Raw genomic sequence first — 15,266 nt, 5'->3', positions numbered from 1 at the left:
CTCGCCCCTTGCGGGAGAGGGTGGCTCGCCGCGTAAGCGGCGAGACGGGTGAGGGGTGTCTCTCCAAGAATCGGGAATCGCAGGGTGGGCAAAGGCGCATTTGCGCCGTGCCCACGATTGATTCAAGACGGCAAGAACTGGTGGGCACGCTGCGCTTTGCCCACCCTACGATACTGCGTTCGTGGATAGATACCCCTCATCCGGCGCTTCGCGCCACCTTCTCCCACAAGGGGAGAAGGGGCATTGGAGTTCGCGGCGAGACCTACTCCGCCGTCTGCTCCCTTAGCTCGGCCACATCCTTCGCCGTCAGCTTCGAGCCCTTGGTCCCGAACCGCGCGGTGACGTAATTCGCCACCGCCGCGATCTCGTCGTCGCTATACGCATTGCCGAACGCCGGCATCGACAGCGCGCCGTCGGGCGTGTGGCGCTTGGTGCCTGAGAGCACGATCTGCGCGACGTTGGTAGCGGCGGGGTCGTTGACGGCCCAGGTGCCGGTCAGCGTCGCCATCGGCGACACCGGGCTCTCGCCGCTCCAGCCATGGCAGCTGGCGCAGGCGCCGGCGAACAGCATCTTGCCACGTGCATCCGCCGTCACACCTTCCTTGTGCGAGGCGGGTGCGACGGGCGCTGTGGTGGCGGGAAGATCGGGTGAGGGCACCCCCGGTACGCTGCGCAAGTAAGCAACGATGGAGCGGATGTCCTCCGGCGCAAACTGGCTAAAGCTGTGGTCGACCGCTTCGCCCATCGGACCCGAGGCCGAGCCATGGCCCGGCGCGTGGCCGAGCGAGAGATACGCGATCAGATCCTCATCACGCCAATTGCCGAGACCGGTGGCCTTGTCGGAGGAGATGTTGAAGGCGTGCCAGCCGGCCGTGATGGCGCCCGCGAACTTCTTGCGGTTGTCCAACGCAAAGCCGAGATTGCGCGGCGTGTGGCACTCGCCGCAATGCGCCAGCGCTTCGGCCAGATACGCACCGCGATTCCACTCCGGGCTCTTCGAAATATCAGGCGCAAAGCGCGTGTCCGGATTGAACACGGCCGACCAGAACATCATCGCCCAGCGCTGGTTGAACGGGAACGACAGCGTGTTGTCCGGTGTCTTGGCGCGCACCGCCGGCAGGCTGAACAGATAGGCCTTCACCGCCAGCACGTCCTCGTCGCTCATGTAGGTGTAGGACGTGTAGGGCATCGCCGGATAGAGCCAGGCGCCGTCATGCCGCTTGCCGCGCTGGACGGCGTTGAGGAAATCCTGGTCGCTGTAATTGCCGATGCCGGTGTCCTTGTCCGGCGTGATGTTGGTGGAATAGAGCGTGCCGAACGGCAGCTTGAAGCCGAGACCGCCGGAATACTCCTTCCCGCCGGGACTGGTGTGGCAGACCATGCAGTCAGCCGCCTTCGCCAGATACTCGCCGCGCTCGATCAGGCTTGCCTTCTCGAGTTTGGCAGGCGCGCCGGTCGGTTTGCCGGCGCGATAGTCCGCCAGCGCCACTTTCGTGCCGCCAGCGAAGTCGAGCGGGCCGGGCCCGCGGATGATCCAGACGCCGAGCGCCACGACGACGATGGCGATCACGACGAGGCTTGCGAGGATGCGCATTGTCCGGCTCATGCTTTCCTCCCGGCAGCCAGCAGTTTCCGGTCGATCGGCAGGCGCCGCAGCGTCACGCCTGTTGCCGCAAGAATCGCGTTGCGCAGCGCGGGCGGTCCGGCGTTGACGCCGGCCTCGCCGATGCCGCCGGGTGCCTCACCGCTCTTGACGACGATGACCTCGATCTTCGGCGTCTCGTTGATGCGCATCATGCGGTAGTCGTGGAAGTTCGACTGCTGAACGCGGCCCTTCTCGATGGTGATCTCGCCATAGAGCGCGGCGGTGAGACCGAAGATCAAGCCGCCCTCGATCTGCGCCTTCACCGTATCAGGGTTGACCGCAATGCCGGTATCGACCACCGAGGTGACGCGGCGGAGCGTGATCTCGCCGATGTCGTCGATCTCCGCTTCGACCACGGTCGCGATGAAGCTCGCGAATGACGGTTGCACGCAGACGCCGCGGCCGACGCGCGGCGGCAGCGGCTGGCCCCAACCGGATTTTTCCACGACGAGGTTGAGCACCGCAAGCATGCGCGGGTTTTTGGTCAGCATGGACTTCCGGAATTCGATGGGGTCCTTGCCGGCCTTGCGCGCGAGCTCGTCCATGGCGCATTCGACCGCGAACACGTTGTTGTTCGGACCGACGCCGCGCCAGAAGCCCGTGGGCACCGCCGGCGGCTCGACTTGAACGTATTCAACATGGAAATTGGCGAAGTCGTAGGGCGCATCGACCGCGGCATCGATCGCGTCGATGTCGATGCCCTTCTGGAACGCCGCCGGAAACCAGCGTGCCATGATCGCGGAGCCCGCAACCTTGTACTTCCAGGCCGCGACCTTGCCATCGACCAGGGAGGCCGTGATCTGGTCGCGATAGACCGGACGGTAGACGTCGTGCTGGATGTCTTCCTCGCGGGTCCAGATCACCTTGACTGGGTAGTCGACCTGCTTGGCGATCTTCACCGCCGCGATCACCATGTCCGGCTCGAGCTTGCGGCCAAAGCCGCCGCCGAGCAGGTGGTTGTTGACGATCACCTTGTCGACCGGGAGGCCGGCGGCCTTCGCCGCTTCCGACTGCACCCGCGTCATGATCTGCGTGCCGGTCCAGATCTCGCAGGAGTCCTTCGTGATCCGCACGGTGGCGTTGATCGGCTCCATCGAGGCATGCGCCAGGAACGGCAGTTCGTAAGCCGCCTCGAATTTGTCGCCGGTTGCGAGCGCCTTGGCGATGTCGCCGGTGGATTTCGCGACCGCGCCGTCCTTGGCGCTGGCATCGCGCAGGTTTTGCCAGATGTCCCTGGTGTTGATCCCTGCGTTCGGGCCCTCGTTCCACTCGATCTTGAGTGCTTCGAGACCTTTCTTCGCCGCCCACATGTGATCGCCGATCACGGCGACGGCGTCGTCGAGTACGACGACCTTGCGTACGCCGGCGACCTTCAACGCCGCGCTGTCGTCGACCTTGCCGACCTTGCCGCCGAACACCGGGCAATTGGCGATCGCCGCGATCTTCATGTCGGGCAGGATCGCGTCGATGCCGTAGACAGCCTTGCCGTTGACCTTGTCGGGCGTATCGAGCCGCTTCAAGGGCTGGCCGATGAGGACGAAGTCCCTGGGGTCCTTGACCGCGACGTCCTTGGGCGGCGTCTGGCCCTGCGCGGCAAGCGCCAGTTCGCCATAGCCGAGCTTGCGGCCGCTCGCGGCATGCGCGACCTCGCCCTTCGAGGCCGTGCAGCTTGCGGGCTCAACACCCCATTCGCTGGCCGCGGCTTGCACCAGCATCGCGCGCGCGGTGGCGCCCGCCTTGCGCAGCGGCGTCCACCAGGAGCGGATTGAGTTGGAGTTACCGGTCACCTGGATGCCGAACAGGGGATTGCCGTAAAGCTTATCGTTAGGCGGTGCATGCTGGACCTCGACCTTGCTCCAGTCTGCGTCGAGCTCTTCGGCCAGTACGGCCGAGATCGAGGTGTAGGTGCCCTGGCCCATCTCGACCTGCGGCATCATCAGCACGGTGTGGCCGGTCTCGTCGATGCGGATGAGGGCGTTGGGCGCGAACTTGCCGTCAGTCGCATCGCGCGGCTGTACCGGCTCGTTGACGGCGGCGCGCAGCGGCAGATGGAAGGCGAGCAGGAAGCCCGTGGCGAGACCGCCGGTCAGAAGCGCGCGGCGGGAGACGTTGGGAAGAGTCTTGTCGGTGATCATGGCGGACCTCACGATTGACGGCCGGAGACGGCCAGCTTGATGGCCTCGCGGATGCGCACATAGGTGCCGCAGCGGCAGATGTTGCCGGCCATCGCCGCATCGATGTCGGCATCGTCAGGGTTGGGCGTTGCCGCCAGCAGAGCCGCAGCCGACATGATCTGGCCGGACTGGCAATAGCCGCACTGGATCACTTCGGCATCAAGCCAGGCTTTCTGCACCTTCGCGCCTGACGGCGTGCTGCCGACATGTTCGATGGTGGTGATGGCGCGGTTTTCGACCGCGCTAACTGGCAGCACGCAGGAGCGCACTGCCTTGCCGTCGACATGCACCGTGCAGGCGCCGCATTGCGCGATGCCGCAGCCGAATTTGGTGCCGGTCATTCCGAGGATGTCGCGCAACACCCACAGCAGCGGCATTTCCGGTGGCGCGTCGAAGGATTTCGTTTCGCCGTTAATGGTGAGAACTGTGGCCATATGCATCCCCTTCTTCGCCAGATCGCTTGCGGCGATCTAGTCAGCGAATTCGCGCGCGACAATAATCATACGAGTGTGAAACGATGAAGCGCCGTTATTTCTGGCAATGCAGATTTGCGCTGCCGGCGCGTCAGGCCATGACGTTCACGAATTTGTGCGGCGATCCGTGCGGCGCTTTTGGGCTAATTGATATGATAAGCATCATTTTCTGACGCATTTTCGTCATGCGCGTCATCGATCGCCGCAGATGATCGTGCGAATGCGCAATGCCGTGCAAAGACGAAAGTCGTGCGATTGTGAAAGTCGGGTGAGGGCACGTTCTCGCCTGCAGCCATCCTTCGAGACGCCCGCCTGCGGCGGGCCCTCAGGATGAGGGCGGAGCGCGCGGCAGCAATCTCGAACGGTGCTTAGCAGCAATCTCGAACGGTGCTTACGTTGCTCAGCCTCATCCTGAGGAGACCGCGAAGCGGTCGTCTCGAAGGACGAGGCGCTTGCTCTGGCAGTCGTCACAACCGCGACAGTTCCATCCTGCTGGCGCTATTTCGGAATAATAGCATTCTGCGCCTGTTTTGCCCGACGAGTCAAGCTGCGTCGTGACCTGCGGGCGTAAATCGTTGATGACCCACGTCCCGGCTACTGTGCATGGGGTTGTTTTCGACGTTTTGATCCGGAGTGGCGTCGCGACGGTCGTCAGCCCTGCCGAAAACCCATCCGGAATGCGCCCCAGTGCTTGCCGCGGACCATGATCGGCGACGACAGGTCCTTCATCAGCACGAACTGCCCGCCGCCCATGTCGCGGCGATAGGTTTGCAGCAGGAAGGGTTTTGTGTTGGCTGCGACCTTCTTCACCGCGCGATCGGTGAACAGGCGGCGGTTGCGGCAGTTGGCGTTGTTCCAGACCGGGTCCTTGCCCTGCGGCAGCCGGTAGTTCGGATTGTGCGTCGGCAGATAGCCGCCCCTGGCCCAGGCGACGCAGAACACGATGCGGGGATCGGACTTCTGGATCGGATCCTGGATGGCGGGCAGCACGCGGTCGGTGAAGTCGACATAGGCGGTGTTGAACTGCTTGGGGTCGGTGCCGGCGATCTCCCGGTAGCTCTCGTCCATGAGCTGGTCGAGCGTGATCTCGCCGCGATCGACCGCGGCCTCGAACTCGGCCGAGATCCGCTTGGCGGTGTCGACGACGATTCGGATCAGCGGCGCATCCGACGTCTCCACCCCGCTGTCGGCGATCAGCGCGATCAGCCCCTCGGAAGTATCGAGCAGCTTCGTCACGCGCTGGTCGGCGTTCCTGAGATCGCGCGAGGAAAGGTCGACGCCCTTGGCGAGCTCGTTGAGCTCGTTGATGACGGTGTCGCAATGGCCGAGATTGGAGGTCGCCGCCCGCGTGACGCTGTCGATCTCGGCTTCCACCGAGGCAAAGCCCTGTTGCACGCGCGAGATGATGCCGGAGATCTGCTGGGCGCCTTCGCCGGCCGTCTTCGCGCGCTGGGATGCATCGCTGCTCTCGCCGATCAGGCCTTCGATCTGGCCGTCGAGATCGCGCACGGTGTCGGAGATCTGGTGCGTGGCCTGGCGGGTGGCCTCCGCGAGATTTTTGACTTCGCTTGCAACCACGGCGAACCCGCGTCCGGCATTGCCGGCGCGCGCTGCTTCGATCGTCGCGTTGAGCGCAAGCAGATTGGTCTGCTTGGCGATCGCTTCGATCGAGCCGGAGACTTTTGCGACCTGTGTCAGCGCCGAGCCGACAGCGCTCAGCCGCGCCTCGATCCGCTCCACCGCCGCGACGAGCTCGGAGATGTGGCTGACTGCGGCATCGACCGCGCCGCGCGATTGCGCGATCTCGCCGACCGCCGCTGACGTGGTCGACTGCACGGCTTGCGATGCGTTGGCGATATCGTGGTTGGCCGAGACCATGGTCTCCGCCGTCTTCTGCAGGTGATGGAACCGTTCCGACTGGTTGGCGACGCGGTTGGCGACCTCCTGGACGTTGCCGGTGATGTCGGCGAGCTCGACCCCGAGACCACCGATCCGGTCCGCTAGCTGGTCGATCAGCCGCTCGGCGAGCGTCCGGTTTGATCCGGTGTCCATGACTGCAAGCTGGGCGAGGGACATTTACGGGCTTCCTTCAGTCGGAGCCGTCCGCCGGCCCTCCGCGGCATTCCCATTCCAATTTCACTTAAAGACGTGATTCGCGCCGGGCGTCTTGCCTGAGCGTGCACTAAAGTTTGTAGGCGGTGCGAAATCCGCCCCAGTGCCGACCTTGCACGCGGATCGGAACATCGATCTCGCGCATCATCACCGTGTTGCCGTTCCCCATGTCGCGCGCATAGCTCTGGATCAAATACGAGCGCAGATTGTGCGCCGCCGCCAACCCTGCCGGATCGTTGAAGATGCGCCGGTTGCGGCAGTTGGCCGTGTTCCAGGCGGCATCGCCCGGCCGCTGCGGATGCGAATAGATCTTGTTGTGGACCGGCAGGAAGCCATTGCGGTCGACCATGGCGCAGAACGCCATGCGCGGTTCCTTGGCGAGAAAGGCTTCCTGGAAGGGCGGCAGGGCGCGGTCGGCCCAGTCCAGATATTTGGTGCGGTATTGCTGCGGATTGGTGCCGGCGATCTCGGCGTAATCCGCGTCGAAGAGGTCGTTGATCCCAACCTCGCCGCGCGCGACCGCCTGCTCGAAAATCCTGGCAAGCGCGGTGCCCGCCTCCATCGCGCGGGTGACCAACTCCGTATTCTCCTCGTGGATCGACCAGAGCTTGTCCTCGATCTTCTCGCGGAGTGCGGCATTGAGGCCGACGAATTGCGCGCGGGCGCCGGCCTTGGACTGCTCGACCACACGCAGGCGGCAGGCGCCGACGTCTTCGAGGGTGCCGTCGATGATTGCCTGCGGCGCGAACCGGCTTGCTTCCGCACCGCCGACCAGCACGCCGTCCATCGCGATCTCGTAGATCGGCAACACGCCGCGCGGGCTCTCGAATTTGAGGTGGCAGGGCAGTCGTTCGGTCTTGCGGCGGTCGTCGTGCTCGCTCTGGCGGAGCAGCACGGCGCAGCGCGATTTCAGTTTCTGGGCGAAGGTCGTCACGGCCTTGCCGGCGCTGGCGACGTTCTCGCCGTGGGTCTCGGCCGCCTTGGTCGCTGCGTCGATCTCGGCCGCGCTCTCGCCGACCGAGATGATGAATTGCGATGCGCTGCTCGCGTTGCCGGAGACCTCGCTGGTGGTGGCGTTCTGCTCGGCCACTGCGCCGTTGACGGTGTCAAACACCGGGCGGATCGCCTCGATCGCCTGCGAGATACGATGCACCGCGTCCGCGGAACCTGCGGCATCGCGCTGGAGCGCGTCGATCTTTTTGGAGATCTCTTCGGTCGCACCCTGGGTCTGCACCGCGAGCGCCTTGACCTCGGTGGCAACGACCGCAAAGCCCTTGCCGGCGGCACCGGCGCGCGCGGCCTCGATGGTGGAGTTGAGCGCGAGCAGCGTGGTCTGTCGCGCGATCTGGGCGATCAGATTGACGACATTGCCGATTGCCGCGGAGGATTCGCGCAGGCGGTCGACATTGGCGCGGGCTTCCTGCGCCGCGGCGCTGGCCTGATCGGCAAGCTTGCCGGCCTCGCGGACCTGCGCGCCGATGCCGAGCGCGGATTGGGTGAATTTGTCGGCGGCATGCGCAAAGCCCGAGGCGTTCGACTGCGCGGCGTTGGTCCGCCCGGTCAGCGCGTCGGTGCGCTGGCGGATGTCCGAGAGCGTCGCCGCGGTTGCCTCCGCACCACCCGCCACCGAATTGGCGGCCCGCTCGAGCTGCCGGATCATGGCGCCGAGCTCGAGTTCCAGCAGTTCCAGGATTTCCCGGGCCGAATCGACCTCGGCTGCCGGGGCGGGCCCGGCCGCCGGCTGCGCGGCCTGCGGGGCTGCCGCCGGTGCGGTCATGTCCGGCAGGCGCTTCCGAAATAATGCGAACGCCATTGGGTGTACTCTTGTCGGGAGATGGGCGGACGCTATTTTCGCAGGCCGGAATGAAATCGGGGTTAACGATGCCTGACTTCTGGGCACGGCCACTACGTTATTACCTTAAAGTATGAGAGGCTCTTTCATTCCGGTGGGTTGGCGGCCTATAAGGCCGCGCTTCCCCACGCTCACCTTTGGCGCACGATTCCCTAGAGAAAATCACGCATGGCTGGACATTCCCAATTCAAGAACATCATGCACCGCAAGGGGCGGCAGGATGCCCAGAAGTCGAAGCTGTTCGGCAAGCTGGCGCGCGAAATCACCGTTGCCGCCAAGCTGGGGACGCCCGATCCCAACATGAACCCGCGCCTGCGCGCGGCCATCATCGCGGCGCGCCAGGAAAACATGCCGAAGGACAATATCGACCGTGCCGTCAAGAAGGCGCTCGGCAATGACGGCGAGAATTATGACGAGATCCGCTACGAGGGCTACGGCCCCGGTGGCGTCGCCGTCATCGTCGAGGCGCTGACCGACAACCGCAACCGCGCTGCCTCCGACATCCGCTCCTTCTTCACCAAATCCGGCGGCAATCTCGGCGAAACCGGCTCCGTCTCCTTCATGTTCGACCGCACCGGCATCATCGAATATGACCGCAGCGTCGCCGATGACGATTCGGTGCTCGATGCCGCGATCGAGGCCGGCGCAGACGACGTGGTCTCGGGCGAAGGCGGCCACGAGATTTACGCTTCGACCGAAGGCTATCGCGACGTCGCCAAGGCGCTGGAAGCCAGGTTCGGCGAGCCACGCAAGGCCGCGCTGATCTGGAAGCCGCAGAACACGGTCGCGGTCGATGACGAGACCGGCGAGAAGCTGCTGAAGCTGATGGACCTGCTCAACGAGCACGACGACGTCCAGAACGTCTACGCCAATTTCGAGGTGTCGGACGCGCTGATCGCGAAGATGGGCGGATAGGGCACGAGCCCGCCTTTCCCCGGGGACTTCTGTTCTGTTTCTGTTTCGCTATGATGGGCCAACCGCTATCACTGGCCCATGACCGCGCTCCCGATTCGCCAACCCGTTCGCATCATCGGCATCGACCCCGGCCTGCGCCGAACCGGCTGGGGCGTGATCGAGGCCGACGGCAATCGCCTGATCTATGTCGCCTGCGGTTCGGTGGAACCGCCGGACGATTTGCCGCTGTCGAGCCGGCTGCTGGCGATCCATGAGGGGCTCGCGGCAGTTCTCTCCAATCACAATCCGATGGAAGCCGCGGTCGAGCAGACCTTCGTCAACAAGGACGGCGTCGCGACGCTGAAGCTCGGCCAGGCTCGCGGCGTCGCCATGCTGGCGCCTGCGATGTTCGGCATCAGTGTCGCCGAATACGCGCCGAACCAGGTGAAGAAGACTGTGGTCGGCGCCGGCCATGCCGACAAGCAACAGATTGCGATGATGCTGAAGATATTGCTGCCCAAGGCCGAGCCGCCGTCGGCGGATGCCGCGGATGCGCTCGCCATCGCCATCACCCATGCCCATCACCGCCAGAGCGCGGCGCTGCGGCTGAAAGTGGCGGGACTATGATCGGCAAGCTCAAGGGCCTGATCGATTCCTATGGCGAGGATTATGTCGTCCTCGACGTCGGTGGCGTTGGTTACCAAGTGCATTGCTCGGCGCGCACGCTGCAGCATCTGCCTTCGCCGGGCGAAGCCGCCGTGCTGTCGATCGAGACTTATGTCCGCGAGGACCAGATCAAGCTGTTCGGCTTCCGCACCGACCAGGAGCGCGAATGGTTTCGCCTGCTCCAGACCGTGCAGGGCGTGGGGGCAAAAGTCGCGCTTGCCGTGCTCGGTACGCTGGCGCCCTCCGATCTCGCCAACGCGATTGCCTTGCGCGACAAGGCTGCGGTGGCGCGCACCCCCGGCGTCGGGCCCAAGGTGGCCGAGCGCATCGTCACCGAATTGAAGGACAAGGCGCCGGCCTTCGCCAATGTCGATCCCGCCGTCGTGCATCTCGCCGGCGCCGTCGACGAACAGCGCGCGCCGCGCCCCGTTGCTGACGCGATCTCGGCGCTGGTCAATCTCGGCTACGGCCAGCCGCAGGCGGCTGCAGCCATCGCGTCAGCCTCGCGCAACGCGGGTGAGAACGCGGAAACGGCGCAGCTCATTCGTCTCGGTCTAAAGGAGCTCGCGAAGTGAGCGCGGCAATGTTCGATCTCGTAGGGTGGGCAAAGCGAAGCGTGCCCGCCACCTTTGGAGCGATCGGAGACATGGTGGGCACGGCGCGAAGGGCGCCTTTGCCCACCCTACGAGGAGTTCGCTAGGTGAGCGATCCCAAAGCCAACCGCATGGTGTCGCCCGAGCGCCGCAGCGACGATGTCGGCGACACCGCGCTGCGTCCGCAGTCGCTGTCCGACTTCGTCGGCCAGCAGCAGGCGCGCAAGAATCTATCGATTTTCATCGAGGCGGCGCGCAAGCGCGGCGAGGCGCTGGATCACGTGCTGTTCGTCGGCCCGCCCGGCCTCGGCAAGACCACGCTGGCGCAGATCGTGGCCAAGGAGCTCGGCGTCGGTTTTCGCGCCACGTCGGGCCCCGTGATCGCCAAGGCCGGCGATCTCGCCGCGCTTCTCACCAATCTCGAAGAGCGCGACGTACTGTTCATCGACGAGATCCATCGCCTCAGCCCGGCAGTAGAAGAGGTGCTGTATCCCGCGATGGAGGATTTTCAGCTCGACCTCATCATCGGCGAAGGCCCGGCCGCACGCTCAGTCAAGATCGAGCTGTCGAAATTCACCCTCGTCGGCGCCACCACGCGCGCCGGCCTGCTCACCAATCCCCTGCGCGATCGCTTCGGCATTCCGGTTCGCCTCAACTTCTATACGATCGAGGAGCTGGAGAGCATCGTCACCCGCGGCGCGCGCGTGCTCAATGTCGGCATGAGCGCCGACGGCGCCAACGAGATCGCGCGCCGCGCCCGCGGCACGCCGCGCATCGCCGGCCGTCTGTTGCGTCGCGTGCGCGATTTTGCTTCGGCGGCGGACGCCGACAAGATCGACCGCAAGATCGCCGACCATGCGCTGAGTGCGCTCGAGGTCGACGCTGCCGGTCTCGACGCCATGGACCGCCGCTACCTCACGACCATTGCGATGAATTATGGTGGCGGCCCGGTCGGCGTCGAGACGATGGCCGCCGCGCTGTCCGAGCCGCGCGATGCGATCGAGGACATCATCGAACCGTATCTGATCCAGTGCGGCTACCTTCAGCGCACGCCGCGCGGCCGCCTGCTCACCTCGCATGCCTTCCGCCATCTCGGCATCGCCGAGCCGTCGCGCGATGCGGCAGCCCAGTTCGGCCTGTTCGGGACCGACGACAGCGACGAGTGATCCGTGCAAGCGCACATTGCCCCGGTGTCATGAACTTGCGGTAATCTCCGTGCAAATGATCTGCACAAGTACACCCCAATTCCGCTCAAATCAGGCCGCATCACGGAAGCGCATCACAAGCAGGCTTCCATGATTTCTCGGCGTCATCTCATCCGTTCTGTCGGCGGTCTTTCCGCGCTCGGCATCTCGACGGCGGCCTATGGCGTCGGCGTCGAGCCGGAGTTGCGGCCGCGCATCACCCGCTATCATCCGAGTCCGCGACAATGGCCGGCTGATTTTCCGCTCAAGATCGCCGTGATCGCCGACATCCACGCCTGCGATCCCTGGATGTCGCTGCAGCGGATCGAAGCCATCGTCGACCAGGCCAATGCGCTCAAGCCCGATCTCATCGTCCTGCTCGGCGACTATGTTGCCGGCCATCACCATGTGACGCGCATCATCCCGGCCGATGAATGGGCGAGGGTGCTGGCCGGCCTGAAAGCGCCGCTTGGCGTTCATGCCGTCATGGGCAATCACGACTATTGGGACGACAAGGTTGTGCAGCGGATCGGGCACGGGCCGACGGTCGCCCATCGGGCGCTGGAGGCGGCCGGCATTCCCGTCTACGAGAACGACGTCGTGCGTCTCACCAGGGATGGCCGCCCGTTCTGGCTCGCCGGCCTCGGCGATCAGCTCGCTTATGCCCCGTCGCAGCGTTACGGCCGCGCGCTGCGCTTCGGTGCCGACGATCTCAGTGCGACGCTGACAAAAATCACCGACGACGCGCCAATCATCCTGCTCGCGCATGAGCCCTATATCGCAACGCGCGTCCCCGCGCGCGTCGCGCTGCAGCTCTCCGGCCACACCCATGGCGGCCAGGTCCGCCTGTTCGGTTGGTCGCCGGCGCTACCGCCGCAGCATGGCGTCCAGCTCGTCTATGGCCATTTGCGCCTGAAATGCGATGTCATCATCTCCGGCGGCCTCGGTTGCAGCATCGTGCCGGTTCGCGTCGGCATGCCGCCGGAGATCGTCGAGGTAACGCTGGGGCGGGCGCCCGTGGTGGCGTAAGGCATGGAATCCCACATCAAATGATGTTATATTTGATGCGGAGGTGCCACCATGAGAACCACGATTGCGATCGACGACGAGCTATTTGCCAAAGCGCAGGAGTTCGCCGGCGTTAGTGAAAAATCGGCTGTTATCAGGGAAGCCTTGAAGGCCTTCGTTGAGCGGGAGGCCGCACGGCGTCTCGCCCGAATGGGAGGGACTGCACCCAACACCAAGGCTCCGCCGCGCCGCAGGCCCAAATGAAAGTCCTGGCGGACACGTCGATCTGGGTCGACCATTTCCGCCGCGCGGATGCGCAGCTGGCTAGCCTACTCGATCATGGGGATATCGTCATTCATCCGTTCGTGATCGGCGAATTGTTCCTGGGAGGCGTGCCGACGGCATCCGACATGCTTGGCGATCTGAATACTCTTCCCAAGACTGCCATTGCCAGCAATGACGAAGTCCTCAAGTTCATCGTCAAGCGAAAGCTGTCCGGGCTGGGCATTGGATACGTCGGTGTCCATCTGCTGGCATCGACGATGTTGACGGTCGAGGCCTCGATCTGGACGCGTGACAAGCGATTGCTGGCGGCAGCCAGGTCGTTAAGATTGGCTGCGGACATCCTGTGAGTGCCCATATGTCTCATCTCGACGGCGAGATCCGCGACGGCCGCCACCACATGCAGGTCCGCGTCTATTACGAGGACACGGATTTCTCTGACTGGACGTTGTCGTAGTAGCCAAACGGGCTGATCTTCCCTGTTTTAGCGCGGTTTTCCGAGAAAAATTTCATGCTGAAAAGGGCAGCGGCGTTGAGGTACGGTGTATATTCGTAGGGCTTCCGCTTGCGCACCGGATGCACTATAATGCAGTCAACCAAGTTGCGGAAACCGATGCGGGTTTCGATAGCCTTCGGATTTATCTTGAGCGCGGTGACCAGTCTCTTAGCCTCCGAGCGGTACCGGTCCCCGAAATTCGGATTATCGAAAGAGATCACGTTTTCGCCGCCATTGCCGAGCAACCGCAATCGCTCTTCGACAGTTTCCCGCTCCACGTCGCATTCATCTATCCGCTTCAGCAACTCATCCGGCTTACGACGGCTGTTTGCGATCGCATACGACAAGCGCTCTATCTCGGTATTCAACACATGGCGTCGACGCTCTAGGTTAGAGCGTTCGCTGTTCTTTCGCTGATCGCTCTTCCGCTCCTCCTTCCAAGCACGCATCGCCTCTTCAATGGCTTTCGGCGAAAGCAATCTTTGTTCCATTTTGTCGGCAACATCCTTCAGCAGAACGTCCATATCAAAGCTGCGCGTATGCTCGCAGGTGGCTCGCTGATGCGCATTGGCGCATGCGGCGCGTGGCCCGCCATTCCTTGATGATTGAGCGATTCGCATATGGCCGCTGCAGACGCCGCACCGGAGGACCCCGGCAAGCGGGTGCTCATTGTTACGCGGGACCACGGGTCGGCGCCGCGGCTTGCCGGTCGGCCCGAACATATGGATGGCGCGCTCACTGCGAACCTTCTGCGCGCGATCCCAGAGCTCTTGCGGAATGATCCGTAGCTCGGCTTTTTTAACGACGATGTGGCGTTCTTCCGGATTGCGGCGCTTCTGCTTCTTCTGCGTTTCCGGATTGAGAATTGTTGAGCGAACATTCCAATGTATCTCGCCGATATACAGCTCGTTGCCGATAATACCGCGACCGTGGCGACCGCCCGTGATGCACTGATGATTCCAGGTGGTACGACCAGCCTTGTTCTTGTGACGGGTGGCCCCAGGCGAGGGCACGTCTTCGCGGGTGAGATCGGCGGCGATATCTCGCGTTGAACGGCCCGACGTATACTCGATGAAGATGCGGCGCACGATCCCCGCTTCGCTCTCATCGATCATCCGCTCTCCAGGCGCGCCCGGCCTCGGCCGATAACCATAGGCGTATGAGCCAGGAATTCTTCCGTTGGCGACGGCGTTATCATGCCCGCGCCGAACCTTGTCGGCGAGCTGCGGCTTGTAGATTGTATTGTAGAGACTTGCGATGCTGATGTCAGTTGCGGTCGCATAAACGCCTTTCTGATCCATCAGCTCAACGCGGTTGAACTCAAACACCTGCTTGAGGCGCTGAATGGTTGCGGGATCGCGCGACAAGCGGTCAAAATGCTCGACGATGATCACGTCAAAGTCATGCTTTCGCACACCATTGAGCAATCGCTGATAGCCATCGCGCGCATCTTCGGTAAGGCCAGACTTTGCAGCGTCGACAAATTCACCCACGACATCCAGGTCATTGCGCGCGGCGACCTTCCGGCAGAGCAATAACTGACCGTCAATCGAGGTCGCTTTTTGCATGTCGCTCGAATACCGGGCGTACAGCACGGCCCTCTTTTTCGGTGACGCTGTCGCCATCACACTCCCCTATCGGCTGCCCCAAACCGTCATTTTCGTCCCGCGCAAGCTGCCGTCCGATAGCGCGCGCCAGCTCAAGCCAAATTTCCTCATTGTCAGGATTGTCCCAACTTTGAGGGTGCGAAGGATCAGGCGGTCGGATAATCGCCTTTTGCCCCCGAGGCGATCTGAGCTGGTCCCGCAAATCTGAACAGCGCGATAAGTGGAGTTTCTGCCTGACGGCGGGCAAGATTGACCCGCGAATCAGGAGAGACGATGAGCA

General features: G+C 63.7%; 13 protein-coding genes and 1 pseudogene. 8 read left to right on the top strand and 6 right to left on the bottom strand.

The window, feature by feature from the left end; translation table 11 throughout:
- Positions 1-262 precede the first annotated feature (262 nt).
- The 5 genes from ABIA96_RS17035 to ABIA96_RS17015 all read right to left on the bottom strand — a co-directional run bounded on the left by ABIA96_RS17035 (position 263) and on the right by ABIA96_RS17015 (position 8,217).
- Entirely contained in the window at positions 263-1,606 is a 1,344-nt protein-coding gene (locus tag ABIA96_RS17035) for a c-type cytochrome (protein ID WP_354138213.1), read from the bottom strand.
- Positions 1,603-3,780, bottom strand: coding sequence for a xanthine dehydrogenase family protein molybdopterin-binding subunit (locus ABIA96_RS17030; protein ID WP_354138212.1), 2,178 nt, complete (start codon positions 3,778-3,780; stop codon positions 1,603-1,605). Before ABIA96_RS17030 ends, ABIA96_RS17035 begins: the two co-directional genes overlap by 4 nt.
- An 8-nt stretch (positions 3,781-3,788) precedes the next feature.
- Complete coding sequence (locus ABIA96_RS17025) at positions 3,789-4,253, bottom strand: (2Fe-2S)-binding protein (RefSeq protein ID WP_354138211.1); 465 nt, start codon at positions 4,251-4,253, stop codon at positions 3,789-3,791.
- Positions 4,254-4,943: 690 nt separating this feature from the next.
- Positions 4,944-6,368 carry a methyl-accepting chemotaxis protein gene (locus ABIA96_RS17020; protein WP_354138210.1) on the bottom strand — a complete coding sequence of 475 codons (1,425 nt, stop codon included), beginning with the start codon at positions 6,366-6,368 and terminating at the stop codon, positions 4,944-4,946.
- A gap of 106 nt (positions 6,369-6,474) precedes the next feature.
- Positions 6,475-8,217 (bottom strand): methyl-accepting chemotaxis protein, encoded by a 1,743-nt coding sequence (locus tag ABIA96_RS17015; protein ID WP_354138209.1) that lies wholly within the window; start codon positions 8,215-8,217, stop codon positions 6,475-6,477.
- 207 nt (positions 8,218-8,424) lie between these two features.
- Here ABIA96_RS17015 and ABIA96_RS17010 point away from each other — a divergent pair, with 207 nt between their 5' ends.
- The 8 genes and pseudogenes from ABIA96_RS17010 to ABIA96_RS16975 all read left to right on the top strand — a co-directional run.
- Entirely contained in the window at positions 8,425-9,171 is a 747-nt protein-coding gene (locus ABIA96_RS17010; RefSeq protein WP_354138208.1) for a YebC/PmpR family DNA-binding transcriptional regulator, read from the top strand.
- 78 nt (positions 9,172-9,249) lie between these two features.
- Positions 9,250-9,777, top strand: a complete 528-nt coding sequence (gene ruvC, locus ABIA96_RS17005) for a crossover junction endodeoxyribonuclease RuvC (protein ID WP_354138207.1) — start codon at positions 9,250-9,252, stop codon at positions 9,775-9,777.
- Positions 9,774-10,391 (top strand): Holliday junction branch migration protein RuvA, encoded by a 618-nt coding sequence (gene ruvA / locus ABIA96_RS17000; protein WP_354138206.1) that lies wholly within the window; start codon positions 9,774-9,776, stop codon positions 10,389-10,391. Before ruvC ends, ruvA begins: the two co-directional genes overlap by 4 nt.
- Before the next feature lie 125 nt (positions 10,392-10,516).
- Positions 10,517-11,575 (top strand): Holliday junction branch migration DNA helicase RuvB, encoded by a 1,059-nt coding sequence (gene ruvB / locus ABIA96_RS16995; RefSeq protein WP_354138205.1) that lies wholly within the window; start codon positions 10,517-10,519, stop codon positions 11,573-11,575.
- Between the two features lie 129 nt (positions 11,576-11,704).
- Entirely contained in the window at positions 11,705-12,622 is a 918-nt protein-coding gene (locus ABIA96_RS16990) for a metallophosphoesterase (RefSeq protein ID WP_354138204.1), read from the top strand.
- Between the two features lie 51 nt (positions 12,623-12,673).
- Positions 12,674-12,865, top strand: coding sequence for a type II toxin-antitoxin system VapB family antitoxin (locus ABIA96_RS16985; protein ID WP_354138203.1), 192 nt, complete (start codon positions 12,674-12,676; stop codon positions 12,863-12,865).
- Positions 12,862-13,233, top strand: coding sequence for a type II toxin-antitoxin system VapC family toxin (locus tag ABIA96_RS16980; RefSeq protein ID WP_354138202.1), 372 nt, complete (start codon positions 12,862-12,864; stop codon positions 13,231-13,233). Before ABIA96_RS16985 ends, ABIA96_RS16980 begins: the two co-directional genes overlap by 4 nt.
- 8 nt (positions 13,234-13,241) lie before the next feature.
- A pseudogene (locus ABIA96_RS16975) lies at positions 13,242-13,322 on the top strand (acyl-CoA thioester hydrolase); the annotation flags it as partial.
- On the opposite strand, the gene ABIA96_RS16970 reads toward ABIA96_RS16975, so the two are convergent.
- On the bottom strand, positions 13,301-15,004 hold the full coding sequence (locus ABIA96_RS16970; RefSeq protein WP_354138201.1) for a recombinase family protein: 1,704 nt from the start codon (positions 15,002-15,004) through the stop codon (positions 13,301-13,303). The pseudogene ABIA96_RS16975 and the gene ABIA96_RS16970 sit on opposite strands and share 22 nt — an antisense overlap.
- Positions 15,005-15,266: the final 262 nt, after the last annotated feature.

The organism is Bradyrhizobium sp. LB11.1, from assembly GCF_040549385.1.
In the GTDB taxonomy this organism is placed as follows: domain Bacteria; phylum Pseudomonadota; class Alphaproteobacteria; order Rhizobiales; family Xanthobacteraceae; genus Bradyrhizobium.
Note: the sequence above shows the minus strand (reverse complement) of the source record. Positions and strands in the feature narration are given on the sequence as shown.

Coding starts and splice junctions, on each gene's coding strand:
- ABIA96_RS17035 (WP_354138213.1), bottom strand. CDS start 1,606: ATGAGCCGGACAATGCGCATCCTCGCAAGCCTCGTCGTGATCGCCATC.
- ABIA96_RS17030 (WP_354138212.1), bottom strand. CDS start 3,780: ATGATCACCGACAAGACTCTTCCCAACGTCTCCCGCCGCGCGCTTCTG.
- ABIA96_RS17025 (WP_354138211.1), bottom strand. CDS start 4,253: ATGGCCACAGTTCTCACCATTAACGGCGAAACGAAATCCTTCGACGCG.
- ABIA96_RS17020 (WP_354138210.1), bottom strand. CDS start 6,368: ATGTCCCTCGCCCAGCTTGCAGTCATGGACACCGGATCAAACCGGACG.
- ABIA96_RS17015 (WP_354138209.1), bottom strand. CDS start 8,217: ATGGCGTTCGCATTATTTCGGAAGCGCCTGCCGGACATGACCGCACCG.
- ABIA96_RS17010 (WP_354138208.1), top strand. CDS start 8,425: ATGGCTGGACATTCCCAATTCAAGAACATCATGCACCGCAAGGGGCGG.
- ruvC (WP_354138207.1), top strand. CDS start 9,250: ATGACCGCGCTCCCGATTCGCCAACCCGTTCGCATCATCGGCATCGAC.
- ruvA (WP_354138206.1), top strand. CDS start 9,774: ATGATCGGCAAGCTCAAGGGCCTGATCGATTCCTATGGCGAGGATTAT.
- ABIA96_RS16990 (WP_354138204.1), top strand. CDS start 11,705: ATGATTTCTCGGCGTCATCTCATCCGTTCTGTCGGCGGTCTTTCCGCG.
- ABIA96_RS16985 (WP_354138203.1), top strand. CDS start 12,674: ATGAGAACCACGATTGCGATCGACGACGAGCTATTTGCCAAAGCGCAG.
- ABIA96_RS16980 (WP_354138202.1), top strand. CDS start 12,862: ATGAAAGTCCTGGCGGACACGTCGATCTGGGTCGACCATTTCCGCCGC.
- ABIA96_RS16970 (WP_354138201.1), bottom strand. CDS start 15,004: ATGGCGACAGCGTCACCGAAAAAGAGGGCCGTGCTGTACGCCCGGTAT.